This is a genomic window from Pseudomonas weihenstephanensis (assembly GCF_001043055.1).
Taxonomy (GTDB): domain Bacteria; phylum Pseudomonadota; class Gammaproteobacteria; order Pseudomonadales; family Pseudomonadaceae; genus Aquipseudomonas; species Aquipseudomonas weihenstephanensis.
Genome location: NZ_JYLF01000008.1, coordinates 1 through 26,219, shown reverse-complemented (window position 1 = coordinate 26,219; position 26,219 = coordinate 1). Strand labels below are relative to the sequence as shown.

Sequence of the window (26,219 nt, the reverse complement as noted above, 5' to 3'; positions counted from 1 at the left end):
AGTTCCTTGGAGTTACGCACTCGCAGCGCGATCAAGCCAACGGCCGAGCAAGTCAGATAAAGGTTTGAGGGGTTGGTAACCGTTAGTCAGTAGCGCCAATTGCCCCTGACGCTCGGCCAACAAGGTCGGGAAGCCTGCGATGCCCAAATCTTGTACCCAGGTAAAGTCCGCCGCTGTGGCCGCGTGTTGTTCTGCACTGTCAAAAGCCGCCGCAAACTCGATGCGCGGTAGCCCTGCCGTTTCGGCCAGCTCCACCAGCACACTGGCTTGGGTCACGTCCCGCCCCTGGACGTAAAAGGCCTGCTGGATCAAGCCCAGCAACGTCCATGCGCAATCGGGCGCCAGACTGCGTGCGGCCACGATGGCCCGGCACGCCGGCTCGGTGTCGTACACAAAGCCTTCGGGCAAGGCGCCCTCAAACGTGAACGCCTGACCGGTGGCTTCGTTCACCGCCTGCCAGTGCTCAAGAATGTAGCGTCGGGTCGCGGGTTCGAGCGCCGCGCCGCTACCGGTGCGCAAACCGCCGACCACCAGATGCAACTCAACCCCGGCTGCCTGCGCCTGCTCAACCAAGGCTTGCGCGGTGGCTGCAAACCCCCAGCACCACGAGCACATGGGGTCCATCACATAGAGCAGGCGCGCGGACATGGCTCAGGCCTCGGCAGGTTTACGGTAGTTGTGGCCAATTGGGTGCGGCTGGTTCCGAGCCTTCGCCAACTCGATCTGCTTTTGACGGTCAATGGCGCTGCGACGGGTTTTTTCGCTCAGTTTGTCCCAGCAATGCGGGCAACTGATACCCGGCTGATAGTGCTCGGATTCGCGATCGACGGCACTGATCGGTGTGCGGCAGGCGTGGCACTGGTCGTACTCGCCCTCCGTCAGGTCATGACGCACGGTCACACGGTTATCAAATACGAAGCAGTCGCCCTGCCATTTGGTTTCTTCTTGCGGCACGTTTTCAAGGTACTTAAGGATGCCGCCCTTGAGGTGATACACCTCATCAAACCCTTGGCTGAGCATATAGCTCGACGCCTTTTCGCAGCGAATGCCCCCGGTGCAAAACATAGCGACTTTCTTGTGTTTGGCCGGGTCGAAGTTGGCTTTGATGTAGTCCGGAAACTCACGAAAACTGGTGGTCTTCGGATCAATGGCCCCTTCAAACGTACCAATCGATACTTCGTAGTCGTTGCGGGTATCGATCAGCAGCACTTCAGGGTCGCTGATCAGCGCGTTCCAGTTCTCAGGGTCGACATAGGTACCGACTTTCTTGTTCGGGTCTACGCCTTCAACGCCGAGAGTGACGATTTCTTTCTTCAGCTTGACCTTGGTCCGATAGAAAGGCTGGTCATCGCAGTAGGATTCTTTGTGGTCGATATCGACCATGCGCGGGTCGGCACGCAACCAGGTCATCAGCCCGTCAATGCCTTCACGGCTGCCGGATACCGTACCGTTGATGCCTTCTTCGGCGATCAGCAGCGTACCTTTGATGCCGTTATCAACCATCGCCTTGAGCAAGGGCTCGCGCAGTTCAACGTAATCTTCAAGCGTGACGAATTTATACAGTGCAGCAACAACGATAGGTGCAGTCATGGGTATGTCTCCAGGTGGCTACCCTCGTAAGGGGTGAACCGGATGCAAAAAAACGCGCCGGCTAAGCGGCGCGCTGCGGATTCTAGCAAAAAGCCGACGTGTTAAGCCAACGAGTGACCACCGCCAGCACAGGTCGGCGATGCCGGGGCTGTGCCGATTTTCGCCCACTCATCAGGCGTGTAGGTGTGCAAGGCCAACGCATGGAACTCACCCATCAAGTCACCCAACGTGGCGTAAACCTTTTGGTGACGCTTGACGCTGTTAAGCCCGGCGAACTGCTCGCTCACCACCACCGCCTTGAAGTGCGTCTGCAACCCGCGACTGTGCATGTGGCTTTCATCCAGCACGTTCAGGTGCACGGGCTGCAACGCGCTCAGCGTCGACTCGATACGTTGTTGCATGTTCATTCAGGCTCCGCTTACTTCTTTTTGGCCGGGGCCGCTTTAGGCTCCAGTTCTGCTGTCATGTCGGCCAACAGCTTGTTGACCACCGGCACCGCGCTTTCCAGCTTGGCCTGGGTCATTTGGGCCGATTGCTGAGTCAGTTGCGGCATTTTTTCCAGGACTTTCTTACCCAACGGCGACTGGTAGAACGCCACCAGGTCCTTGAGTTCGGTTTCGCTGAAGTTGGTGGTGTACAGCTTGATCATGTCCGGTTTCAGTTTGTCCCAACCAATGGCCTGGTCCAGAGCGGTGTTAGCTTTGGCCTGGTAGGTTTCGAGCAGGGCTTTCTTGGCCGCCGGGGCTTTGGTTTGCTCAAAACGCTGGGCAAACATTTGCTGCACTTGCATGTATACCGGGGTACCCAGCTTGTCGGCATGGGCCAGCTTGAGGAAGGTTTCAGCACTGGCAGCGTGGCTAGCAGCATCGGCAAAAACCTGGCCGCTGGCGCATACCAGAGCAACTGCTGTACAGATGGCGCGAAGACGGGTCATCGAGTTTCCTTTATCTAGCAAGCGAGGTCTAACCCCAAGGGCGCCCATTCTGCGCCTAACAAAGTGTGTCACTCAACCCCGCATCTGATAGTCGTTCTCATCCCATCGACAAAAGTCGCTAAAACCAAAGATTGAACCCCTATGCTCAATCAGCGCCTAAGCTCTGTGATCACATTCTGAGAGGAAGCCGCCTGATGAGCCGTATCGAAACCGACAGCCTGGGTGAAGTGAATGTGCCGGAGGACGCCTATTGGGGCGCGCAAACTCAACGTTCGCTGATCAACTTCGCCATCGGCAACGAGAAAATGCCACTGCCTGTGCTGCATGCGCTCGTGCTGATCAAAAAGGCCGCGGCCAGGGTTAATGATCGCAACGGCGATGTGCCTGCCGACATTGCACGCCTGATCGAACAAGCGGCAGATGAAGTGCTGCGCGGCGAACACGATGACCAGTTTCCACTGGCCGTGTGGCAAACCGGCAGTGGTACGCAAAGCAACATGAACGCCAACGAAGTGCTGGCCGGTCGTGCCAATGAGTTGGCGGGCAAGGGGCGTGGCGGCAAATCGCCGGTTCACCCTAATGACCATGTCAATCGCTCGCAAAGCTCCAACGACTGTTTTCCGACCGCCATGCACATTGCTGTCGCCAAAGCCGTCCACGAACAATTACTGCCTGCGATCAGTGAGCTGGCAGGGGGGCTGGCCGAGTTGTCGGCTCGCCACATGAAACAGGTCAAAACCGGCCGCACTCACCTGATGGATGCCACACCCATCACCTTTGGTCAGGAACTGTCTGCATTTATAGCGCAACTCGATTACGCGGAGCGCGGCATCAACGCCGCCCTGCCCGCCGTCTACGAGCTGGCGCAGGGCGGCACTGCGGTGGGCACCGGCCTGAATGCACCCCACGGCTTTGCCGAGGCGATTGCGGCTGAACTGGCGGCGTTGTCCGGCTTGCCGTTTGTCACGGCACCCAACAAGTTTGCCGCCCTGGCGGGTCACGAACCCCTGACCAACCTGTCGGGCGCACTCAAAACCCTGGCCGTGACCCTGATGAAACTTGCCAATGACTTGCGCCTGCTGGGTTCGGGACCGCGCGCGGGGCTGGCTGAAATCAAACTGCCAGCCAACGAGCCTGGAAGCTCGATCATGCCCGGCAAGGTCAACCCCACTCAGTGCGAAGCGCTGTCGATGCTGGCGTGCCAAGTGATGGGCAACGACGTAACCATCGGTTTTGCTGCCAGCCAGGGTCACTTGCAGTTGAACGTGTACAAACCGGTGATCATTCACAACCTGTTGCAGTCCATCCAACTACTGGCAGACGGTTGCAGCAACTTCCAAAAGCACTGCATCACAGGCTTGGAAGTGGATGCCGCCAAAATGGCTGAACACCTGGAGCGCGGCCTGATGCTGGTCACCGCCCTGAACCCCCATATCGGTTACGACAAGTCGGCTGAAATCGCCAAAAAGGCCTACGCCGAAGGTTTGACCTTGCGCGAGGCAGCGCTGCAATTGGGCTATTTGACGGATGCCGAGTTCGACCAATGGGTACGGCCGCAAAACATGTTGGGAGCAGGCAAACATTAAACCTGCTCACAACAAGCTGGCGTAGCCGCTGGCGAAGGCGATGTCCGAGTGCGCAGCGATCACAAACCCTCGATTGCGGTGTTTATGAAGCACCGCGTTGATTGGTCTGCAACCGCTTCGCGCCCGGATGCAAGAAAGCGCCGTTACTTCTTGTGCTTCTTGTCGTGCTTGTCCCGCTTCTCGAACGCTGCTTGCAGTGCATCGTTAATGGTGCGCAATACCTTGACCCGGGCCCAACGCTTGTCATTGGCCTCAACCAGCGTCCAGGGTGATATTTCAGTGCTTGTGCGGTCGACCATGTCGCACACCGCCGAGCGATACAGGTCCCACTTTTCGCGATTGCGCCAGTCCTCTTCGGTGATTTTGAACCGTTTGAAAGGGATAGCTTCGCGCTCTTGAAAACGCTGCAACTGAACCTCTTTATCAATCGCCAGCCAGAACTTGACGACGATCACGCCCGCATTACTGAGCTGCTCTTCAAAATCGTTGATTTCACCGTAGGCGCGCAGCCAGTCCGCTTGCGTGCAGAAACCTTCGATGCGTTCGACCAGCACGCGCCCATACCACGAACGGTCAAATACCGTGAACTTGCCGCGGGCCGGAACTTTTCGCCAAAAACGCCAAAGGTACGGTTGCGCCCGCTCATCTTCAGTGGGCGCAGCGATCGGCACAATGCTGTATTGACGCGGGTCCAGTGCTGCGGCCACTCGCCTGATAGAGCCACCCTTGCCGGCCGCGTCATTGCCTTCAAACACCGCGACCAAAGCATGACGGCGCATACGCTTGTCGCGCATCAACCCCGACAAACGTGCCTGCTCAGTGATCAGTTGTTCTTGATAGTCGTCTTTTTCCAGGTGCCGGGTCATGTCCAGACAGTTAAGCAAACTCAGGCCATCAATGGCCTCGGTCAACGGCGCAGCACTGCTGGGGCGCGCTTTAGGTTTGGGTGTATTGAGCGCCGCTTGCAGCCCTTCGAGCAAGATTTTGCCGACTGTCAGACTGCGGTAATAAGGGTCGACACCTTCCACAATGTTCCAGGGGGCGTAGTCGCGACTGGTACGGCGAATTACACGCTCACCAAATCGTACAAAGCGGTCGTAAGTTTCTGACTGTTGCCAATCCAGCGGACTGATACGCCAGCTGTGCAGCGGGTCATCTTGGAGTGCTTTCAAGCGCGCCTTCATTTGCTTCTTGGACAGATGAAACCAAAACTTGAAAATTACCGCGCCTTCATTACAGAGCATTTTTTCCAGGCGTTCAGCACCGTTGATTGCCTGGTCCAGCACGGCATCCTTGAATACACCGTGCACCCGGCCTTGCAGCATCTGGCTGTACCAGTTGCCAAAGAACACGCCCATACGGCCTTTGGCCGGCAATTGGCGCCAATAACGCCACGCTGGAGGGTGCGCCAGTTCCTCGTCGGTTTGCGTATCAAAGGTGCGCACTTCGATCAAGCGAGGGTCCATCCACTCGCTGAGCAACTTGACCGTTTCACCCTTGCCAGCCCCTTCAATACCGTTAATCAATACGATGACTGCCGAGCGTTTCTGCTGCTGCAAATCGTATTGCGCTTCGAGCAGGGCTTCGCGCAACGCAGGCACTTCGTTGTCGTAGGTTTCTTTGTCAATGAAGTGACCGATTTCAGCGGATTCGAACATGGAAAACTCCCTGGCAAGAGTTCACAAGACTAGCGCAATGCTCTGTCATACGTTGCAACAATGAACACAAAACTGTCATAGGTCATTCGCGCGCGTACCGATCAGCTAGAATGGCCGCCTTGCCGATGTCGAGCCGCACATGACTATTGAAATGCCCAATGCCCAGCTTGACTGGGATGACCAAGGTCGCCCCCATTCGCGGGTGTTTGATGATGTCTATTTTTCGGACACCACGGGCCTTGAAGAAACGCGCTATGTCTTTATCGAACAGAACGCGCTCAAAGAGCGCTTTGCCGCCTTGCGGGCTAATGGCCAAATGGTCATTGGTGAAACAGGCTTCGGTACGGGTCTGAACTTCCTCTGCGCCTGGCAGCTGTTTGAACAAACGGCACAACCGGATGCGCGCCTGCACTTCATCAGCGTTGAAAAGTACCCGCTCACTCGCGACGATTTGCACCGCGCCCTGGCCCTGTGGCCGCAATTAAGCGATGTCAGTGAGCAGTTACTGGCTGCTTATTTCGCGATCCACCCGGGGTTTCAGACGTTAACGCTGGGCAATGGCCGGGTGACGCTGACGCTGCTGATCGGCGATGTGCTGGAACAATTGAGCCAACTGGACGCACAGGTTGACGCGTGGTTCCTGGATGGCTTCGCACCGGCAAAAAACCCGGCCATGTGGACACCCGAACTGTTCGCTCAACTGGCCAGGCTGGCGGCGCCTGACGCCACCATCAGCACCTTCACCAGTACTGGCTGGGTGCGCAGGGCGTTAAATGACGCAGGCTTCAAAATGCGTCGAACGCCCGGCATAGGCCACAAGTGGGAAATACTGCGCGGCACTTTTCTGGGCGTGCCTGAACAGGCGCTGGCCACGTCAGCTGTCAAGCCCTGGTATGCCCGCCCTCCCCAACCGACAACTGAACGCAAAGCACTGGTCATCGGCGGCGGATTATCGGGGTGCGCCAGCGCCAACAGCCTGGCCAGACGTGGCTGGCAGGTGGTTCTGCTGGAGCGCCACGAACGGTTGGCCAAGGAAGCCTCGGGCAATCCACAAGGGGTGCTGTATCTCAAGCTGTCGGCTCACGGCACCACTTTGTCGCAAATGATTGTCAGCGGTTTCGGTTATACCCGACGCTTGCTCGAACACCTGCAACGCGGCCGCGACTGGGATGACTGCGGCGTACTGCAATTAGGTTTCAACGCCAAAGAAGCACAACGCCAGGCTCAACTGGCGGGTGCGTTTGCGCCAGCCCTGGTGCACGTGCTCGACCAGCCTCAGGCCCAGGCACTGGCCGGGATAGAACTGGCGCAGGGTGGCTTGTTCTATCCAGAAGGCGGCTGGGTTCACCCGCCTGCGTTATGCCAATACCAGGCGATGCACCCCAATATTCAGGTGTTGACCCACCATGACGTGTTGCAACTGAATAATGTCGACAACCAGTGGCAAGCCTGTGATGGAGAACGGGTATTAGCCAGCGCACCGGTGGTAATTCTGGCAGGTGCCGCCGAGGTTAAACGCTTCCCCGCCAGCAGTGGTTTACCGCTCAAACGCATTCGCGGGCAAATCACTCAACTGGTGCAAACCGAACACAGTGCCGTGTTGAATACCGTCGTGTGTGCCGAAGGCTATGTCGCACCTGGCCGACTGGGTGAACACACCTTGGGCGCCAGCTTCGATTTCCATAACGATGACTTGACCACTACCCCGGCCGGACATCAGGGAAACCTCGATTTAATGCATGAAATTTCGCCGCAATTAAGCAGCCTTTTCGGCGAGCAACTTGATCCGGCACAGCTGCAAGGCTGGGCGGCGTTTCGGTGTACCAGCCCGGATTACCTGCCAATCGTCGGCCCACTGTCAGACCCTGAGGCGTTTGCGAGCACCTATGCCGTGTTACGCAAAGATGCACGGCAAGTACCTGATACCCCATGCCCTTGGTTGCACGGCTTGTATGTCAACAGTGGGCATGGTTCTCGCGGTTTGATTACCGCACCGCTGTCCGGTGAAATGCTTGCTGCCTGGATCAATAACGAGCCACTGCCAGTCCCGCGCGCAATTGCTGAAGCCTGCCACCCCAATCGCTTCGCATTGCGTGCGCTGATCAAAGGGCTGTAGTGGACGAACCTGATTCCTCGGTCTCCAACAACTCGTTCGTTTTTTGCAGGCTCCAGGCATCAACGGCGGCGTCCATTTGGTTGCGCACTTCGCTGACCCTGCGCAGATAGCGCTGACTGCCCATCTCGGGGGATTTTTTTAACAATTCACTCAGCGCCTCAAAATAAGGCTCTGTCAAAACGCTGTACTCTGCCTGGGCCCCATTGATCAAATATTGTTTCCAATACTCAAGCGTGCTGATAAACGTGTTTTGTTCAATGGTTTTCTCGGCACTTTCAACAGCTGATCGGGCTTGATTCAAATCTTCTTGGGTCACACCTGCCAGATTTTTGAACGTCATGCTGTGAGGCTGACCGGGCAGTTTGAGGACTTTGGCCAACCCAATGCGGTAGGCCAAAAGCACCTCAAGTTCGTCCGGCGCGGCCCCTCCCTGTTGCACGACCAGCTCGCAGTGTCGCTTAGCAATTTTTCTCAGTTTTTCCAGACGAAACAAACTTTTGCCCAACGAAGAGAACTCTGACAGTTGAGTTTCCTCCAGGGCTGATACCCGCGCCAGCTCCATTTGAATCTCAAGGTTGCTGAAAGCCATCAACACACTGTCCGTACAACTGCGAGGAGCGGCGGCAATATTGATCAGGTCCTGACGCAAAAGTATGTTGTCATTGGCAGCCTCAATCATTTCCCAGACGCGCCGGCTCAGATCATGGCGAACGGTCTGGACGTCCGCGGTGGTGGTAAGCCGGGAGAACACATTGAACAAGTCTTCAGAAGCAGGCTCAGCTCTCAGGTTATTCCAGAGTTGTTCACGCTTGGACTGCTCAAGGCTGGTAATGCCGGTGGTCCAGAATTCAAACGCAGCAGCTTCACTGAGCAGTTCATCACTGTTAATCCCCATGGAACTTCCGCCCTGCATGATATAGCGGCCCAAACGTAGCTTGCTGGCATTTGATAACGGGTTCTTTGACAGTGTGATGTTGCGTGTGAATTTGGACGGAGCTTGATAAACCGCTTCCGGTATTTCTGCGATGCGGTTTTCTCGTAAATCAGCCGCCTCCAGCAGTGGGCGGGTAATCAGGCCCTCTGGCCATTGATCAATCCACGTACGGCGCAGGTACACCCGGCGCAAGTACCTCAATTGGCTGAGGTCCAGTTCGGCCCCTAGAAAGTTGTCGGTAAGATTGAGGATTTCCAACTTGCCCAAGGCGTTGAGGGTCTCCTGAGTGCCTGAGCTCAGCAACAAATTGTTTCTAGCCGCAGATAAGCGCCGCAGGTTGGGCATTCTTTCCAATTGAGAAGGCAAGTGACTCATTTCGTTGTTGTCCATTGCAAGAGACTCCACCCCCTTGAAGTGCTCCAGAAAATTAGCAGCGGTGTCCTTGCAATTCATATTGCTCAAGTTGAGTTCGCGGACATGACTGAAATCGGCCATGACGGGCAATGCCGGAAAACTTAACAGGCGCAGACCTTCCAGACTCAATTTGTGGCCTTCGGCAATACCGGCCAAACCAAAATGCTGAGGATCGTGGCGCCATATTCGTTCAATCAACCCTGCGGCTTGGTACCTGTTTTCCGAATAGTCAATGTAGGACGCACCGACCGGTACATCCGTCAATGGTGCATCGATCCAAATCTGCAAGCATTTGCGTAACTCTGTTCTTATACGCTTGCGTTCGCGCAAAAAGATCAACGGGTTTACACCAGTCGCTTCCAAATTTTCAAGATAATAGAGCACCTGATCCTGATTAAATTCAGGAAACAAGTTACGCACCCGTAGCTGCATGGCCGAGGACTGAACCCCTGCATCCAAGCCGCACAAGGGATAACCAATTTGGCCATCCGCCATGATGGTGGGCGGTTTAAAGCCGGGCTTAACCGGCTGCATGCCAAGCGCTTGAGCAACTTCATCACGGCTTTGAGCCGCCCGGGCAGCCAGCGCCTCATTGATATGAGCGGTCTCCGGTGAGAGACCCAGCCCCATCGCCTCACGTTCAAGCGCCGTCAATGATTGAAAGACAGCCTCAGTCAAGGACGCGGATATACCCGGTTCAAGCACCTGAACAGATCCACGCAACTGATAGCGTTGATAGCCTGCGCCTGTTTTAACCAGCACACGCGATGTCATGGCCTGAGAACTGCCGATGCGACGAATCACAGGCCCTTGCAAGGCCCCCTCTCGAACCTCCAGCACCATGCCTGTAGGCCAGCGGGGTGAGCGTGTCAGTAAATGCAGCGCCAACTTTTCAGTGTCCGCATTGCTACTACTGCGCAAATAAAACCCTTCAATGGCTCGATTCAACCTGGCCTCGCGCAGATACACCCGTGCGGCCTCTGCCAACTGAAGCGGGACTTTAGAGGTGCGTAAAACTGCTCGCTGATCGAGGTTGGCCGATTCATACAGCGCCTGGGCCAAAGGGCGCGGTAGCCCTGGAAACATGGCTTCTATAACGCTCGCCTCGGGTACAGACGACACGTTGAATAAGGCATACAACCGGTCAAACACTGCTGGGCGATTATCCCTGACAAAATTGCCCAAGGATTGAGCCAACGCTTGGGCGGGTTTGAGATCCCCCTTCAAACCATGACTTAACAGTGTCTTGCTCTCAGCACTCGACAACGCAGCCAGGACAGCATCCAACAATTTCCCTTGCTTCAGGATCGTGTCCGTCAGGTTGATATGCGAAGTCGTTGCCCACTGCGCATTGCCATACTGTGCAAGGGTCTTGCCTGACCCATCAACCACCATCAGGCCCTTACCTGAAGGCCACTCTGGCAAATAAGGCAACTGATGCAACTGCCAATCGGCCCAGCGATGAGCGTTATAGTCAGCAGTGTTCATCTGTTCGATAAACGCATCGAGGCGGCGGTCTATCTCAAAACGTTTAAGGGTTACCGCCAATAAAGGTGGTGCGGCCAGATTATCAAGGTGTACACGGCGCATCACGGCTTCGGGCGTATGGGTCAACTGCCTGACTTGCTCCAGTGCGCGCTCATCCAGGCCAGCCCTCGCATCGCTCAACCGGCCGACTAAAACCTCACTGCTTTGCCACACTAACGGTTGCTCATGGGCGTGCTGCCAAGCGCCCTTGCCGTTATGCAGTAACGCAGGCTTAAAGGCCTCGGGTCTGCGACCGTGAGTGATGCGCCACTGCCCAAGGGCCTCATCAAATTCAACCGGATAGTGCTTGCCATCCACACCAACATACTGCTTGCCAGCGACAGTGAAAAAACCCTGCTCATCAGCCGTGTGATGGTGCAAAGCTGCCTGCTCATTCACGTAGTGCTGCATGTTTGTGTCCCAAAGGCGAACCGCTCCATCATCGCGTTTGATGGGCTGCAAGCCTTCGAAGTGCGCCTTGGTCGCAGCACTCAAGCGACTGGCAACGCTCTTGAGTACGGTGGCCCCGCCTACAATGCCTGCATCGATTGCGACCTCCTTGGCAACGTTGAGCAAGTGTTCACGAGCGTGATCGACATCGCCCTGAGACCAGTCCTCAACACCCTCATAAACCTCCTTGAGCATGTCGCCAATCGCTACAGCCAGCATCAAGTCGCCCAATACGGGTACAAACAGGGCCGCCACATTGATCAATAACAAGCCCGCATTTTTGTAGAACTGCCAACGCGCTTCACGCGCCTGTTCGTCCAGCACGCCCGTCGGCACTGCCAGCATCCGGGCATCGGCAAACATGTTTTTAAGCTGCACTTGGCACAAGTAGTGATCCGCCCTCATGTTGAGAGCGGCTGTTGTGAGGCTTAAACGATCGCGTTTCTCATCCACTTTTTGCATGAAATCTGCACGCGCGCGCAGGCTGACAAAACGCGAAAAGAAATGGGCATAAGCCGGCTCTTGCAGTCGCAGCCTTAAGGTATTGGTAAACGCCTGTAATGAACTGAACTCAAAAAACGGCGCCACCGGATCGTTCGGGATATAGACAATCAGCCGGTTATCGGGATGCAGCAGAGGCGCGTCAGACGTGAACAGCACCACCCCGTCAATCACGGTATCCAGAATGGACATTGAACTGAGCAATACGGGCTTTCCATCCAGCACCCCCGCTGTCACGGATTCAGCCCCTGTAGCACCCGACAACTCGGCCAACACGGCCTGATAAGCGGTTTGTCCTATATTTTTTTTTAGCAGCCCAATATGCGCATCCACCTGCATGTCATAGGCTTTGAGCCGTTGCAGGTGAGTGAGCGTCGCTTGCTGCGCGGCGCTGGGTTGGGCAGTGCCTGAAGCGGGGACCCCCAAAAACTGCTGAAGATAGGTTTGATATTTTTGCCCAAGGTCCAGCTTGCGGCACAGGGCGGCAAACTGCTGGGGTTTAACCGCACTGACCTGCTCTACATGCCCGCCGTGACGAATATGACTTTGCGGATTGAAGCCACCCGGCAGTGCTTCAGCCTCAGAAAAGTTTTGCAGTGCTGCCCACAACAATGTTTTTGGCTCATCGCGCACCGTGTAATGACGCAACGAAAAAGCAAGCGTGTCGTCCACAACCAGATGAACGTGGACGACTGCCAGATAATCGCGGCGAACATCCAGCAAAGGCCCGAATTCACGCCACGCCTCAGCCGCCAGCAGCGCCCCGCAATACACCTCCACACTCTGTAGCTCACCGAACTTTTTGCCGATCAAGCCATGGTAGGAGCGGCTTTGCGCCATCGATTCATTCAAGGCCGTGAGAATGCCGGGATCGGCGTCCACCAGCCACTTGGGCAGGTGACTTTGCACCATCTCCAAGGGCTCAAAGTCACTGAAAGTGGCTTCTCGGGCGTCTAAGGGTAATTTGTTCAGTGAGCGGGTCATAAGCGATCTTCTTCAAGTCAGAGCAAACAGGCCATCACGCTACCTGCGCCGTGCGGGGAAGATGCCGTACATACTTATGAGTAGACTCAAGTGAGCGCCTGCGAATTTTTTTGAACGTTCACGCAAACCAGGGACTCGTAAAAAACAGACGACTTACGGCGGCGCACTCTGACGATGTGTTAGCGCCGAAGGGATCGGGAGACAGGTCAGAGCTTTTTATCCGATCCAAAAACAGGGCCATAACGCAACAGGCCCGGCTTCAAAAGGGTTCAAGCTTTATGTGTGGATTAGCTGGCGTATTCCAAAGGCGCTAGACAAGGGGCTTCAGCGTGCTCTGAAGCCCCATAGAGTCCCTCAAGGGAACATTGATTGGTACAAAAACTGGTACGAGATTTCCCACCCTCCCCCGGCGTCCTGCCGAACGAACACAATCCTAAAAAATCAGTTTCCGCTCACCTGCCGCGTTCGCTGAGTCAATTTGTAACAACTCCGCCTTGCGTAAGGTTTGTCGCGTTGAGAGTATTTACTGTTGGGTTTTGTGGGTGGATATCATGACTACATTTCAATTCAACACCGGCATGGTTTTTTGTCTTGTAGCACTCGGGGTTAGAGCGTATCTAATCATGCGTAGCTGCAACAGAGACAAGACTAGCCGCCCGAAGAGTTTTATCAAAAAGTTAGCGCGATCAGTTCGCCGTGAAAGATTCTGATAGCGCGCCACGCTCACTGAAATTGAGTGGAGGATATGGGAATAGATGCCCCGGAGCCGCGAACTTCTGGGGCTTTGCTTTTCACTTTTTACGCAAGCACGCAATCAGTCCAACCACTACGCCAAGCCAGATAACCCCGAGTACGCCCAATAGCTCGGGCAGCTGTAATCCGAACATTATCCACACCAATCAAACGATAAATTTCTCTAACTATAATCGATCTAATATTTACTTAAAATTGCACAGCAACACTTTGAAAACCAATAGAAAATTCAGCGTACTTCATCCGAGCTTTTAGCTTTGCGCATGGTTCTGTAGTGTTCTAATGAAACCGGACACCCATTTAGGAACGCCTGGACTTGGACGGCAATATACGTGGGCGCCTTCAGGTTAGTTCGATCTTGCCGTGCTGACCACCAGTGATATAGGGCTGGAAACTCTTTGGCAATCACGGCACGGCAGGGTTTAATCCAGCTCCACGTGGCACTGGGCGAAATACCCATGGATTTGGCAATAGCGGACGTAGGCCAACCCGCTAACAGGTACTGACCATAGTTCGACCACCGGTACATAAGCCCGTACCCCGAAAACGGGGTTTTAGACAGACAGTTAAAGCCTTTATTACAAGCTGCGCAGCGGTAAAACGACAGACGCAGATTTTGGCTGGCTTCCAGTCTAAAGCGTGGATGACCGCACACTGGGCACTCGACCGGTGATTTATTGGGTAGCTCGTGCAGATAGCGGATAAAGGCATCCGCTTGGCTGTGGAGCTCGGCGGGTAGGCATCTGTGGTAGTCGGGTGGAGCACGAATCTCGACCATTGAACTTGAGTTTTTCATGAGAAATCTGGTGAGTTAACCGGTCAAGCTCGAGACTCGGTCTGACCGGAAAACACGCATCGCAATAAGGTAACTCCTAGTGTACGGGGATGGACTCGAGGGAAGTTTTCCAGGTACGACCCACGTGTTAGCCATAGCAAAGGCGCCACTGGCTTGTGCGTATTCCACGCACAAACCGGTAGACACTCCCACTAAACAATAGAATCGATGTCCAGCGTATGAGGCGCACCTATACGAGAGGCGAACATCAAATCGCCATCGTCCTGCTGAGGAATCATTGCAATCTGCACGTTCCGCATGTTCTCCCGCTGTCCCTTCCAGCGATCGAGAGCGGCTTCCAAGTTGGGAGATTGCGCAACACTGCCGTAGACATCGACAAGTGTAAGATGGCGCCCTTTTTGTATTTTAAGTCGTTGCAGCGAGTCGAGAAGATTTCGCGACTCGTTGTTCAAGTCAGTTACTGTTTGTAGGTACTCTGGGTCATTGTTGGCATAACGCAGAGTGTCTCTTGTTTGCTTGCTTTGATCCTTCACCTTGCTGTTCATCGTCTCCAATGCTGCCGCCACCAGATCGTATTCACCCTTAGTGACCACCGTCCCGCCAGTTTCTTGAGTTTGCTGCCAACGTCGAAAGGTCGCCCAAGAGAACGGGATATAGGACCCCGGTATACTGTGATCACCTAGATTCATGGCTTGATCGATAAAACCTCCACGAAATGGGAGATCGCCATCTTTGGCCAGAGCCCGAGTGCAAGCGGCCTCTTCTATGGAGACACATCCCGGATCCCAGAGAATCGCCGACTTTTCCTTCCCGGTAAAATCCACGGGCATGAAGTGATGCAACGTGCCGTGGTGCTGATAAGGATCACCACCAACACGAACCATGCCTGCGAGGAAGATCAAGATGCCTAAAACAGGGTTGGTAATAAAAAGTGTCGCAAGCCCAGGAATCCAAATAGTTCGTCGTGCGTTCATCCAAGGCGCAGGGACACCGGGAATCATGTCGTTGTTGTTCACCATCCGGTGGTGCGTCAGCGGCTTGGCAGCGGCGACGAACGTGGCATCCCCCACGCGTGGCGATCCATAGGTGTAGAGGAGAATGTCGTAATCGTTATCAGTAGAGTTGCGAAGAGCTTCAGCCAGCAGCAATGCAATCGCGCCCCCCAGACTATGACCGCTGATAATGATTTTTTGCCCGATGTGAAACCGATCCAAATAGTCCTTAACAAACTCCTTCAACGCCTGATAGGCATCGTAAAAGCCATTGTGGACCTTTCCTTTACCTTCTTTGAAGGGCACTTGTGCCGCATCCGCGTCCCGCCACCAATCTGACAATTCCAGTGTTCCACGGATAGCAATCAGTATGACTTCATCATGGTGAGTGATGAACGCCTGCGTGCTCTTTTCGCTAACCCAACACTCATTGATGTCGTCAAAAAAATGCAGATTGGTAGGATGCTCCTGAGTGTCGCTAGGCTTATTCTGCTCATACACCGTTGGGTCGAACGGCAAAATTTCAAAGCGCTTTGAGTAAGGCACTTCTTCGTACAATGGATAGTAACGGTGAACCGACGACTGCGAACTGTCTACCTTCCAACTTTCTCGATAGTTCGAAAGCGCGTCACCAAAAAAGTTACCGACGCTTGGATCCAGCGGAAAACTCACGAAGTCCACAGGATTTTTAACGGGGTTTTGACCGAAATTGGAATAGCTCAAATTCGACATAATCGCGAGCTGGTACAGGTTCAACGCACTGAAAGCATTATCGGTTGACAGCATGGGTCTAAACGCACGCAGTGGTCGCACTTGTAGCAGCGTGTGCCGGTTCGACAGTAGCCCAACACCTACTTGAGATACCGGCTCTGGACCAAAACTCAGCTCATCGAGCGCTCTTACCAAGATGTCATCTGGCGGATATTTACGGTCAACGCGCGGGGGTAAATGCGCACTACGTTTGACCAGATCCCTCACCTCGACCTGGATGAATTTATCTCCGGCTTTGTACGCGGGGTTGTGATCGACAGGAAATCCGTCTTTGTGGAAGAAACGGGTTTGTTCGGCGCGGACCTGGAGTTCGGTAATCGGCAGTGGGTAAGAGTCCCTATCCACGATCTTTTCATACCAAATATCAAAGCCACCTTGATACTCACTATCGAACATTAATACGACAGGCCCACGATAGCAGTCTTCAATCTTGGCAAACCCTTTGGCGTCCAGCACCCCCGTGTACTGTTGCTTCGCGCTGTCCTGAAGGATATAGGCAAGACCAGCATACGGTTTGCCATCACCGAACTCGTCTACCAACTGAAAACTAACCCAGTGCCCTTTGTTTGGGCAGGTAAACATCTTGTCGCTAAAAGCCGACTTATCCCCATCTTCCATGGGTTTATACGAACTCATCCTTTGATGTCCTTATTCGGTGCAATTGGGGTAGACGGTACAGTCACGTCCATCAGGCATTTTGAAGTCTGTGAAACTCGGCGGAGTTTGGCACCGGAACGTGTCCTTCGTTTCGACACAGGGCTTCCACCCATTAGGAGTTTCTAGCCATGAACGACCAAAGTAAGGCTTTTCCTCTTTCGCCTCTGTAAGGACCAATTTCACAGTCTTGCCCGCTAACTGATCGCGCTGCAACGCTCCGCCCGCCAAGCTTTTCTGCACAACGCCATTCGCGTCGAGCGCCCGGCACTGTAGGATTTTCCTGATAAACCGTTTCGATCCCACCGTACGAAACAACCACTGGCACTGGCCCTGAAAGACTAGAGGTCCAGACTCAGGGAACGGGCGAACCGATTCTGATGGTTCATCATGAATCGATAAACCAGCAGTCTGTAGACTCATGTCCAGCTCGCGCTTGCCCCACTGTCCTTTGATATGCAGCACCACTTTTGTCAAAACCATTGAACAACCCTTCGCTGTGTCCGTCAGTGGCAGCTTGAACTCAACCGGACGCACTCCCTTAGGCTGCTCGCTTTGGATAAGGTTATGCCCGGAACACGCCTCGCCTGAGGCTGAGTCGTAATACGCCATCGGCCTAACGGTGAAGTTCTCTGGCATGTCAGCCTGGAAGGTAAAGCTTTCTGTCTGCGCCATTGAGCAGCCCGAAACAACCAAGGCCATTGCGCTCACAAATAAGACCCGAAGGCAATGAGGAGTAAAGTGTCGTACGTGCATCATGCTGATGGCTCTCCTGACCAGAATTTCAATTCATTAAAAAGGCGCTCGAAGTGAACCTGTGGCGCTTCGCCGGCATGAGGCAACCAGTTTTTTATGATGGGAGGTTCAGTTTCATTGAGTTTGTTGATAATCAAGAAATGCAATTGCTCAGGGACAGACCATCCCCATTGCTGAGCCTGGGTGAGTTGTTCTGCAAGCCAAAGGCTTGGGTCTTGACGCTGGCTGAGTCGCATCAGGTCGCCGCTGTGTTCTGCCCACAGATACCGGTAGATATTGGACTGAAGCATCTCCATCGACTGACTGGCCGGTGCTGGGATGTTCAGCCACATCGGATCAGCAGGAAGCGGGTACTCTCCGGGAGCAGGATTGTGGATGACTTCCCAGCTTACGCCTTGCCAGTAACACGCACTGATCGTTGGCCCCAAATACTCAGGGCGAGCTTCTTCAGGGAGATGCCCCAGGGCACGGGTTAGGACGCGATTGTCGTGGAAGCGGTACAGCGCTTGATTGGGCCGCGTACCGATAATCAGCCGTTCACGCCAGTGTTGGATCAGCGTAGACAGGTCACCTCTACGAATACTGGCAAGCCAGCCCCAATTACGCTCAGGCACCTTGAGTAGACCTCGGATGCGTTCATCGTCAGGATTGTCGACGAGGAATATGAAAGGCCCCGCATCCGCCAAATCGGAGACCTGAGTCTCGCTGTACACACTGCAATGCTGATCAGGGCCACTGTTTTTCAGCAAGGCTTGGCGAACGTCGAGCTCGCCTTCCGAATCCAGAATCAGGCACAGAGCATGGTCGAGTTTTAGCTGATCGATCATCCATTGCTGAGGGCAGGCAGCCATCATGATGTCATTCCTTGGGGCCGGCAAAGACCATTCTTGCAGGCCTCGCAAAGCGGGCAGAAGTCAGCGCCTTTAACTTTACTGGCCGCCATCAGCGCGCTTTGTGTCGGTGCCATAATAGGCAGTGCGGGTGGGGTGAATAGGGCCGCTAATACACCCGGCAACAACGGATTAGCAGCCGTTCCTCCAGCCGGCGCACCGCCGATTTGAATCTCGGTGCTACTGAAAATGCCACCGGGACCAATCACGATGTGTTGGCCACCGGCCTTCAAGGTGATGCTGGCCCCGGCATCAAGGATTAAATTAGCCCCGGCTTTGAGGTGTACTTCCTGGCCCGCTTCGACCACCATCGTTTGACCGACACGGGTGTGGCTGCTGTTGGCTACCTGCAAGTTGTCATTAGCCTTGAGCTGGACTTTGCGGTCAGCCGTAACGGTGCGCTGATCTTCAGCCTCAAGCACAGCGATGCTGTTGCCCTTGATGGTTTCCCTCCGTTCGTTACCCACTTCCAGCCGACTGTCATTTTCGACCTTGTGCTCCATGTCACGCTGAGCTCGCAGGTAGATCAACTCCTGGCCGCTGCGGTCTTCAATCGACAGCTCGTTGTAGCCGCCACTGGCGGGCGAGCTGTGACTGCGCAGAACCGTTTTGGTTTTGTTCGCGGGCAAGGGATACGGCACAGGCGTGACCTTATTAGGCACGCAACCAGTAATTAACGGATTGTCGGGATTACCTTCTAGGTAGGTCACCACCACTTCCATGCCGATACGCGGGATGGTCACCGCACCGAAACTATCCCCGGCCCAGCTGGATGAAACCCGTAGCCAGCAACTGCTCTTGTCGCTGCCTAGCTCGGCGCGATCCCAGTGAAACTCGACCTTAACCCGCCCGTAATCATCGCAAAAGATTTCTTCCCCCGCTGGACCGGTTACACGGGCTGTCTGGCTGACCAGCATCGATTTTCGCGTGAGCAGCGGTGGACGGTAGAACACATCCCAGGGAATCGCGCTGAAGTTGTTGCGGTAACCTTGGGTAAAGCCGTCTTCAGGACTCACGTCGCTGATGGTCGCTTCTTCAAGAGCTTGGGGTTGTTTTCCGACGTGATTGACACTGAGCAACAACCACAACGCGTTGCACTGCTGACGCGGGTGGTCGGTCAGGTCGAAGAAGTGGCCGCTGCGCAGGATTGGCTGGTCGCTTTTACCCTCAGCCAACTGGTAGTCGCTTCGGTGCCGCTCCAGGGCCTGGCGGGCAAGCTGTTTGCCTAGCTTTTCATTTTTGTGCAGCACCGGGTAACGGTAGTCTTCGAGCGCAGGATTAAACTCGGCAGTGAATTGGCTTTCCAGCAACAGGCTTGGGCGTTTTAAATCATAGCTCCTGCGCGTGGCCGTGCTGGTACGAGTACTAAAGCGCATGGAGAATTGGCTGACGATCGGGTGATCAGCCGCCAGGCCTGAGCCTTGCTGATACGGTGTGCCCCCCAGCTTGGGGAAATAGGTCTGATCATCGGTGAATACCAGATGATGGCCATCCTGACTGTGTTGATGGTGCCACGAAATCCCATCCTCACTGCACAACCTCTGGATGAACTCGAAATCGTTTTCGCCGTATTGAGTGCAGTATTCGCGCTCAGTGCTTGTGCTGACATGAAAGGTATAGGCATCGGCCTGAATGCCATGACCTTTAAAGACCTGGGCGATGATTTGCGGCACCGTCAGGTGCTGGAAGATCCGCTGGTTATGGCTGAACTGCAAATAGTGCAGAGCGGGCACCAATGTCAGTTGATAACGGGTCAGGCGTTTACCGGCCTCACCCACGAACACATCTTCGATTCGCCCATGGATACCTTCGCCATTCAGGCCGAACTGAAGGAAAGCAGGCTGACTTAGTAGACTTTGTAGATCGAAATCAGGCGACTCGCTGACCAGTTCAATCTGGATCGAATACAAGCTGCTGATAGCTTCGGTGCCGTGAAAGGCCAGCACCTTAAAATCGTTACGAACAGATGGGATCAGTAACGTGAAGTGCGCAGCATTAGCCGGCGCGAACATACGCTTATCCTTAAGCTGAGAGAGGAGACAAAACGCGAAGCCAAAGCCATACCTAGCCTGAGCAAGCTTAAATTTTCGATCACGCTAACAAAACGGCAGAAAAATTGATGTAGGAATTGAAGCAATTTGTAGTGGTCTAATGAAACCCGGGGTGTAGTGATCTAATGAAACCGGACACCCGCTTAGGCGAGAATGCTCGCCAGACTGAGGTGTCAGATGACCAAACAAAGCCGTACCTTTTCATCAGAATTCAAACGCGAGGCTGCCGACCTCGTGCTCAAGCAAAACTACAGCTTCATTGAGGCTAGCCGCTCACTCGGTGTTGGGGAATCGGCACTGCGCCGCTGGGTCGACCAGCTTCAGAAAGAGCGCACCGGCATCACCCCGCAAAGCAAAGCGTTAACCCCAGAGCAGCAAAAAATCCAGGAGTTGGAGGCGCGAATTACTCCCCTTGAACGCGAGAAGTCGATACTAAAAAAGGCCACCGCGCTCTTGATGTCGGAAGATCTCGAGCGTGCGCGCTGATCGATCAGCTAAGTGCCCATGAGTCTGTTGACTGCTTGTGCGAAGCATTTGAAGTTGCCCGTTCGGGCTACTACGCACATCGCCTCAGGCGGCGAACACCAGACGTTGAGCGACTTAGGTTGCGTAGCAGAGTGAAAGAGCTGTTCACCCAAGGACGAAGTGCTACGGGCAGTCGAAGCATCATGTTAATGGAGCACATTGGACGCTTCAAGGTACGCAGGTTGATGCGTGAACTGGAACTGGTCAGAAAACTTAGCCACCCTGCGTTTCGTAGACCCCTTCAGGCCTCAATGGCGCTCGTCTAAACCGTTGAGGACAGTCAGCTTTGGGTTGTGAATTCAACCGGTCGAGGATACTCAGGATGCTGGTCAGGTCCTGTGCAAACGACTGGTCAGTTCGAATGCAATTGACTGGTCAGCAGCAATGCAAATGGGTGGTCAAGTGGAATGCAATTATTTGTGAGTTTTGCTCAGTAGTCAGACCCAATAGAATCAAGGGTTATCCGCTGTCTCGCCCCGCAGCAATACGCACGAAAACACACCAATAGGTACTGTAAAAGGTACTGACCTACGGCGTCCTGCCGAACGATCACCATGCAGCAAACAGCTCCAGCTTATACCCAGCAAACTGGCGATGGACTGCCTGCGAAACAGAATTAGAGCGAATGTACTAAAATTACCTGCTACTGGCGCAAGTAATCGCCTAATGACATCGCCCCACAGACCGTGTAAGGGTGAAATCCCCGCCCCAAGAACCGTTGATCGCTTTTAGAAACCCAAGGCGAACCAATTGCTACTACATTGAATCATGAGTACATGAATCCGAGCCCGGGGTGAACTGAATGCTCCTCGACATTATCGAAAACCTTGCCCTGCTGATGACTCTTTGCTGGCTACACGAGACGCTCATACGTAATGTCAAGGGACATATTCTACTAAGCAAAATATGTACCGGTGCATTATTTGGCCTAGTCTGTATTGTTGGCATGATGACCCCTTTAGTCTTAGCACAAGGGATCATAATCGATGGCCGCACTGTAATTCTCAGCTTGTCCGCTCTATTTGGAGGGCCCTTAGTGGGTCTTATCGCTGGGTGCATCGCGGGACTTTATCGCTTCTGGGTTGGAGGTGTTGGTGCCATACCGGGGTTGCTCAATATTCTGATGTCGGTGCTGATGGGGATGGCCTTTCACTATCTGCATCAGAAGCGAAGTATTCCTTTGAACGCCCTATCCCTACTAATATTCGGCTGCATTGTTCAAGGGTTGCAAATTTTAAATATAAGGCTATTGTCTGAAAAAATATTTGCAATATTTGTAGAGAACGCATTATGGCCGCTGGTATTCGTACAGCTGCTCTCAACTCTACTACTAGGTCTAATTCTGCGGAATATTCATCAGCAAAAGAATGACCGCGAGGCCCTACATGAAAGTGAAGCTTATTTACGAGCCATTACTGAAGCTATGCCCGATACAGCCATAGTAATAGACCAGGGTGGTAACTACACAGTCATCAAATCTTCAGATAAACAGCAGTTCCCTACAAGCGCTACTAGACCAACGAGTAAGCATCTGCAGGATAGTTTTCCTCAGATACAGGTTGAATTGCTTATGCAGTTTATACACATGACTTTAGCCAGCAATGAACCACAGACAATTGAGTACAGCATGCAAACTCAGATCGGCAAGCGTATATTTGAGGGTCGTGCTCGCCGCTTGGACATACTGAGTGGAGACCTGCCTGCAGTGATATTTATGGCACGAGACATTACCGAGCGGGTGGCTCTAGAGCAAGAAATTCGGATATCTGCTATAGCTTTTGAATGTCAGCAAGGCATGCTTATTACCGATGCGCAAACACGCATCATCAAAGTTAACGGAGCATTCTCCAAACTATCAGGCTATAGCGAAGCTGAAGTGATGGGACAGCCAACTCGAATACTCGCTTCAGGTAAGCAAGGTCCGCAATTCTATAAAAACATGTGGCAAACCCTCAAAGAAACTGGCGGCTGGGCGGGAGAGATCTGGAACAGACACAAAGATGGTGAAATATCGCCCGAGTGGCTGACTATAAGTGCTGTGCATGACGAACACGGACAAGTAAATAATTATGTGGCTTCATTTATCGACATAAGCGAGCGAAAAAATAACGAACAAAAAATTCAGCACCTGGCTTTTTTTGATCCATTAACCGGACTTCCCAATCGGCGCTTGCTATATGACCGCCTGCAGCAGGCGCTCGTCGCGTGCAGCCGAAAGCATACTTACGCGGCTCTGATTTTCCTAGACCTTGACGATTTTAAAAACATTAATGACCTGCATGGCCATAAAGTTGGTGATGAACTGCTCTGTCATGTAAGCACTCGCCTCGCAAATAACGTTCGCGAGCTCGATACAGTTGCACGCTTGGGCGGAGATGAGTTTGTGATTCTGCTAGAAGAGCTTAAGACCGGTAAGAAAGAGGCTGCAATTCAGATTGAGCATGTCGTTAGCAAGCTCCTAAAGGCGCTACACGAACCTTATCTGTTCAATCATCATCGCCTCACAACGAGCGCAAGCATGGGCGTTGTATTATTCAATGACGAGCAGTACACGCCGGATGAACTAATGCAGCATGCAGATCTATCCATGTACGGCGCCAAGGCTTCAGGTAAGAATTCAATGTGTTTCTATGACCCACAGATGCAGGCGGCAGTAAGCATGAGCCTGAAACTGGAGCAGGACATTGGCCGCGGTCTGACAGAAGGTGAATTTAAATTATTTCTTCAGCCCCAAGTCAATATTCAAGGGGAACTGGAGGGAGTTGAGGCTCTCACACGCTGGCAGCACCCCCAGCTAGGCATACTTGGACCGGATATTTTTATCGAAATTGCAGAGCGAAGCGATCTGATCGAACTTATCGATATGGAAGGTCTGCATAACGGCTGCTTAATACTTGCGGAATGGGCTAAAAATCCGCGCACGGCCAACCTGAGTCTTTCTGTAAATATCAGCACTAGAACTCTTTACAAGACTGATTTTACCCAATCAGTCACACAATCACTTACCACAACACAAGCTAATCCATTATACCTAAAGCTCGAAATAACTGAGTCTATTTTGCTAAAAGATAAAAAAAAGGCAGCGATACACATGCAGGCGCTGCGAGAATTAGGTATCAGCTTTTCAATTGACGATTTCGGCATAGGATACTCGTCAATGTCATACTTACAACAATTACCGCTAGACCAACTTAAAATTGACCAGTCGTTCGTGCGCGACTTACCAGAAAGCACAAGCAGCTTAGCTATTGTGTGCGCCATTCTTGCCATGGCGCAGAGCTTAGGGCTTGAAGTAATTGCCGAAGGTGTGGAAAACCTCGCGCAGCACGACTCACTTATAGGTTGTGGCTGCAGACACTTTCAAGGCTATCTGTTTGGCAAACCTGTTATCGCAGAGTGCTTTGAGGCATTAATATTAGATTCGCCCCCTGAGCTACTCAACGGTCCACGCTAGCAACTCTTTCGAAGTGTAACTTTAAAAACTATAAATTAGAACGCAGTCAAAGCACCCCATACATGCACTAAATAATGCATCTACAAAATTTAATTATAATCGCATGCATTCGCCACACATCGACGGTTGGGCTAGAATTCTCCGGCACATCGCGCTTACTGACAGGCAGTAACTGCTGCCACTAATCCTCGCTCATACCCAATCCGCTGACGACGCTCAGCAAGCAGCGCCCTCACCTTTACTTCAAGCGAATCAGACTTTTTGAGCCCAGCGGCGGCCCAAAGCGGCACCGTAACTTCCCGCGTTTTGCACAGAACCATCACCGGCACTTCAACCCGCACATTGCGCACCGCTGGCTCGGGAGTTGCGCAGCCCGAAAGTAGAGCCAGCACTAATCCGGTTGATAAAGATCGCGCCAACCAATTTTTCTTTTTAGTCGATTCCGTCAACCAGCTCATAACCCAAGCTCCTGATCAATGATAAATGTTACGGATTCGGCCGGATCACCACCGGTTCGGTCCCGCAGAAGTTTGTTAGCTGCGGCGTAATCTGGCTGGGCGTCTTCCTTAGCTTTTGCGATCACCATTGCCGCATTCCGCTCCCGCATATCTCCAGCCAAAACCAGTTCACCAAGCTTTCTGCCTTGCTCACCCGCCAAGGTTTCGAGGTTGTCGCGGCTATGCTTGACCGCGGTCAGGCCTGTGTTTGCGATATCAAGCAACGGTCGGTAGTGACAGGCGGTCAGCCAAACCCCGCCACCGGCACCCAAGACCATCAGAAGGACCACCGCAAGCCCTATACCCACAATTTTCCAAACCCCGGGGATCACACCAACACCTTCATCGCCCGTGCGTACAGTTCCTGACGATCCGCTAGCCCATTCAGCCCACCATTGATACGCCGAGTGATGGTGTCGAACTTGCCTTCATCAGCCAGGGTATTGAGGCCTCGGGTAGCCCAGAACCACGCAGCCGACATACATGCGTGTTGTGGTTTTTCCAACAGCCCGGGTTGATCGATCAGGTTAAGGCCCAGCGCTTCGCCGCACGTTTTGTAGTTGGCGCGGCCGGTGATCTGGATCAGGCCACGCCCGCGAAACTTGGAGCCGTCCCCCGACTGAGTGTTGCCGAGGTCGGCCCTGCCCTCATATCGAGCTTGAGCGACGGTTGGGCCCCAGATTTCACGCATGTATTTGAGCTGGCCAGACTCGTGGCCGATCTGGGCGATGAAGGCCGCGACACGCTGCGGGCCGACGATCTGGTACCGGTTCATGGCGGTGTTGAGTACAGGTGCAAAAACGCCGGCAACGTGGCCGGCGTTGGGGAGGATTTGCAGCAGCTGCTGCGCGGTGATGGGCATGGCTTTCTCCAGGCAAAAAAAATCCCGCACTCGGCGGGGGTCGGTGGTGCGTGCGGCTTTAGTCTTTGGTCGGAACGACCGCCTTGGGCAGCGGGAAGCGTTTCTTGATGTCGGCGACGGAGGCAAGCCACGCGGTGTAGTCCGGCGCGTTGCCCTGGCTCAGGCCGTCATAGTCAGCCTCCAACCGTAGCGGGTCTGACTCGCTCAGGTAAGCCGCGCGGCGTGTGGCTAATATGCCGTCGAGTTCGACGCGTTCTTTATCGGCCTGAAGCTGTTCGGCGGTTTTGAGTTGGCTGAAGTCGATGTTCATTCAGGAAGCCCTATGTGGCCGTTGCGTGGGTTGACGATGTCTTCGGGGAAGTTGGCAGCGTCCGAGGAGTCCGGGCCGCACGGCAACATCAGGCAGATGATCAAGTGACCGTTGCTACGGGTGATGTCGCCGATGATGTATTCGCAGTTGATAGCCGGACTCAGGCAACACCGCGCCTTCGGGAATGGTGGTGAAGTCGAATGTTTCGCCGTTG

General features: G+C 53.8%; 17 protein-coding genes and 2 pseudogenes. 4 read left to right on the top strand and 15 right to left on the bottom strand.

Annotation, left to right across the window (positions count from 1 at the left end; translation table 11 throughout):
- Positions 1 to 12: 12 nt before the first annotated feature.
- The 4 genes from TU86_RS17445 to TU86_RS17430 form a co-directional block, all read right to left on the bottom strand.
- Positions 13 to 648 carry a DsbA family protein gene (locus TU86_RS17445; RefSeq protein WP_048365576.1) on the bottom strand — a complete coding sequence of 212 codons (636 nt, stop codon included), beginning with the start codon at positions 646 to 648 and terminating at the stop codon, positions 13 to 15.
- Between the two features lie 3 nt (positions 649 to 651).
- On the bottom strand, positions 652 to 1,590 hold the full coding sequence (trhO, locus tag TU86_RS17440; protein WP_048365575.1) for an oxygen-dependent tRNA uridine(34) hydroxylase TrhO: 939 nt from the start codon (positions 1,588 to 1,590) through the stop codon (positions 652 to 654).
- A gap of 101 nt (positions 1,591 to 1,691) precedes the next feature.
- The gene (locus tag TU86_RS17435; RefSeq protein ID WP_048365574.1) at positions 1,692 to 1,997 is read right to left on the bottom strand and encodes a BolA family protein; all 306 of its coding nucleotides are present in this window, start codon (positions 1,995 to 1,997) and stop codon (positions 1,692 to 1,694) included.
- 11 nt (positions 1,998 to 2,008) lie between these two features.
- A complete protein-coding gene (locus TU86_RS17430) occupies positions 2,009 to 2,524 on the bottom strand; it encodes a DUF2059 domain-containing protein (protein ID WP_048365573.1) in 516 nt (171 codons plus the stop codon).
- Positions 2,525 to 2,718: 194 nt separating this feature from the next.
- Here TU86_RS17430 and TU86_RS17425 point away from each other — a divergent pair, with 194 nt between their 5' ends.
- Positions 2,719 to 4,110: a class II fumarate hydratase gene (locus TU86_RS17425; protein WP_048365572.1), complete on the top strand. Its 1,392-nt coding sequence runs from the start codon at positions 2,719 to 2,721 to the stop codon at positions 4,108 to 4,110.
- Between the two features lie 143 nt (positions 4,111 to 4,253).
- Here TU86_RS17425 and pap read toward each other — a convergent pair whose 3' ends face one another.
- Complete coding sequence (gene pap / locus TU86_RS17420; RefSeq protein ID WP_048365571.1) at positions 4,254 to 5,768, bottom strand: polyphosphate:AMP phosphotransferase; 1,515 nt, start codon at positions 5,766 to 5,768, stop codon at positions 4,254 to 4,256.
- Positions 5,769 to 5,907: 139 nt separating this feature from the next.
- Between pap and mnmC the strand changes: the two genes are divergently transcribed.
- A complete protein-coding gene (mnmC, locus tag TU86_RS17415) occupies positions 5,908 to 7,884 on the top strand; it encodes a bifunctional tRNA (5-methylaminomethyl-2-thiouridine)(34)-methyltransferase MnmC2/FAD-dependent 5-carboxymethylaminomethyl-2-thiouridine(34) oxidoreductase MnmC1 (RefSeq protein ID WP_048365570.1) in 1,977 nt (658 codons plus the stop codon).
- Here the strand turns inward: mnmC and TU86_RS17410 are convergent.
- From TU86_RS17410 to TU86_RS17390, 5 genes are all read right to left on the bottom strand, one after another.
- The gene (locus TU86_RS17410; protein WP_048365569.1) at positions 7,871 to 12,694 is read right to left on the bottom strand and encodes an NEL-type E3 ubiquitin ligase domain-containing protein; all 4,824 of its coding nucleotides are present in this window, start codon (positions 12,692 to 12,694) and stop codon (positions 7,871 to 7,873) included. The genes mnmC and TU86_RS17410 overlap by 14 nt on opposite strands.
- A 1,740-nt stretch (positions 12,695 to 14,434) precedes the next feature.
- Positions 14,435 to 16,642 carry a lipase family protein gene (locus TU86_RS17405; protein ID WP_082152916.1) on the bottom strand — a complete coding sequence of 736 codons (2,208 nt, stop codon included), beginning with the start codon at positions 16,640 to 16,642 and terminating at the stop codon, positions 14,435 to 14,437.
- A gap of 12 nt (positions 16,643 to 16,654) precedes the next feature.
- The gene (locus TU86_RS17400) at positions 16,655 to 17,419 is read right to left on the bottom strand and encodes a hypothetical protein (protein WP_053076056.1); all 765 of its coding nucleotides are present in this window, start codon (positions 17,417 to 17,419) and stop codon (positions 16,655 to 16,657) included.
- Complete coding sequence (locus TU86_RS17395) at positions 17,416 to 18,243, bottom strand: DUF4123 domain-containing protein (RefSeq protein ID WP_239658824.1); 828 nt, start codon at positions 18,241 to 18,243, stop codon at positions 17,416 to 17,418. The genes TU86_RS17400 and TU86_RS17395 overlap by 4 nt, the downstream gene beginning before the upstream one ends.
- A gap of 23 nt (positions 18,244 to 18,266) precedes the next feature.
- Positions 18,267 to 20,318 (bottom strand): type VI secretion system Vgr family protein, encoded by a 2,052-nt coding sequence (locus TU86_RS17390; RefSeq protein WP_048365567.1) that lies wholly within the window; start codon positions 20,316 to 20,318, stop codon positions 18,267 to 18,269.
- A gap of 216 nt (positions 20,319 to 20,534) precedes the next feature.
- Between TU86_RS17390 and TU86_RS22585 the strand changes: the two are divergent.
- A pseudogene (locus tag TU86_RS22585) lies at positions 20,535 to 21,094 on the top strand (transposase); the annotation flags it as partial.
- A 590-nt stretch (positions 21,095 to 21,684) separates the two neighbouring features.
- Complete coding sequence (locus tag TU86_RS17380) at positions 21,685 to 24,336, top strand: EAL domain-containing protein (RefSeq protein WP_048365565.1); 2,652 nt, start codon at positions 21,685 to 21,687, stop codon at positions 24,334 to 24,336.
- Between the two features lie 155 nt (positions 24,337 to 24,491).
- Here TU86_RS17380 and TU86_RS17375 read toward each other — a convergent pair whose 3' ends face one another.
- The 5 genes and pseudogenes from TU86_RS17375 to TU86_RS22950 form a co-directional block, all read right to left on the bottom strand.
- Entirely contained in the window at positions 24,492 to 24,794 is a 303-nt protein-coding gene (locus TU86_RS17375) for a hypothetical protein (RefSeq protein ID WP_239658823.1), read from the bottom strand.
- Positions 24,791 to 25,165: a hypothetical protein gene (locus TU86_RS17370; RefSeq protein WP_239658821.1), complete on the bottom strand. Its 375-nt coding sequence runs from the start codon at positions 25,163 to 25,165 to the stop codon at positions 24,791 to 24,793. The genes TU86_RS17375 and TU86_RS17370 overlap by 4 nt, the downstream gene beginning before the upstream one ends.
- Positions 25,162 to 25,695 (bottom strand): glycoside hydrolase family 19 protein, encoded by a 534-nt coding sequence (locus TU86_RS17365; protein ID WP_048365564.1) that lies wholly within the window; start codon positions 25,693 to 25,695, stop codon positions 25,162 to 25,164. Before TU86_RS17365 ends, TU86_RS17370 begins: the two co-directional genes overlap by 4 nt.
- A 58-nt stretch (positions 25,696 to 25,753) precedes the next feature.
- A complete protein-coding gene (locus TU86_RS17360) occupies positions 25,754 to 26,005 on the bottom strand; it encodes a hypothetical protein (protein ID WP_048365563.1) in 252 nt (83 codons plus the stop codon).
- A pseudogene (locus tag TU86_RS22950) lies at positions 26,002 to 26,219 on the bottom strand (hypothetical protein); the annotation flags it as partial. The pseudogene TU86_RS22950 and the gene TU86_RS17360, both read right to left, overlap by 4 nt.

What these genes read in the sequence shown, in the direction of transcription:
- pap (WP_048365571.1), bottom strand. Translation starts at nt 5,768, where the DNA reads ATGTTCGAATCCGCTGAAATCGGTCACTTCATTGACAAAGAAACCTAC.
- TU86_RS17430 (WP_048365573.1), bottom strand. Translation starts at nt 2,524, where the DNA reads ATGACCCGTCTTCGCGCCATCTGTACAGCAGTTGCTCTGGTATGCGCC.
- TU86_RS17405 (WP_082152916.1), bottom strand. Translation starts at nt 16,642, where the DNA reads ATGAGTTCGTATAAACCCATGGAAGATGGGGATAAGTCGGCTTTTAGC.
- TU86_RS17435 (WP_048365574.1), bottom strand. Translation starts at nt 1,997, where the DNA reads ATGAACATGCAACAACGTATCGAGTCGACGCTGAGCGCGTTGCAGCCC.
- TU86_RS17395 (WP_239658824.1), bottom strand. Translation starts at nt 18,243, where the DNA reads ATGATCGATCAGCTAAAACTCGACCATGCTCTGTGCCTGATTCTGGAT.
- TU86_RS17365 (WP_048365564.1), bottom strand. Translation starts at nt 25,695, where the DNA reads ATGCCCATCACCGCGCAGCAGCTGCTGCAAATCCTCCCCAACGCCGGC.
- TU86_RS17425 (WP_048365572.1), top strand. Translation starts at nt 2,719, where the DNA reads ATGAGCCGTATCGAAACCGACAGCCTGGGTGAAGTGAATGTGCCGGAG.
- TU86_RS17375 (WP_239658823.1), bottom strand. Translation starts at nt 24,794, where the DNA reads ATGAGCTGGTTGACGGAATCGACTAAAAAGAAAAATTGGTTGGCGCGA.
- TU86_RS17360 (WP_048365563.1), bottom strand. Translation starts at nt 26,005, where the DNA reads ATGAACATCGACTTCAGCCAACTCAAAACCGCCGAACAGCTTCAGGCC.
- trhO (WP_048365575.1), bottom strand. Translation starts at nt 1,590, where the DNA reads ATGACTGCACCTATCGTTGTTGCTGCACTGTATAAATTCGTCACGCTT.
- TU86_RS17380 (WP_048365565.1), top strand. Translation starts at nt 21,685, where the DNA reads ATGCTCCTCGACATTATCGAAAACCTTGCCCTGCTGATGACTCTTTGC.
- TU86_RS17390 (WP_048365567.1), bottom strand. Translation starts at nt 20,318, where the DNA reads ATGTTCGCGCCGGCTAATGCTGCGCACTTCACGTTACTGATCCCATCT.
- TU86_RS17410 (WP_048365569.1), bottom strand. Translation starts at nt 12,694, where the DNA reads ATGACCCGCTCACTGAACAAATTACCCTTAGACGCCCGAGAAGCCACT.
- TU86_RS17445 (WP_048365576.1), bottom strand. Translation starts at nt 648, where the DNA reads ATGTCCGCGCGCCTGCTCTATGTGATGGACCCCATGTGCTCGTGGTGC.
- mnmC (WP_048365570.1), top strand. Translation starts at nt 5,908, where the DNA reads ATGACTATTGAAATGCCCAATGCCCAGCTTGACTGGGATGACCAAGGT.
- TU86_RS17400 (WP_053076056.1), bottom strand. Translation starts at nt 17,419, where the DNA reads ATGATGCACGTACGACACTTTACTCCTCATTGCCTTCGGGTCTTATTT.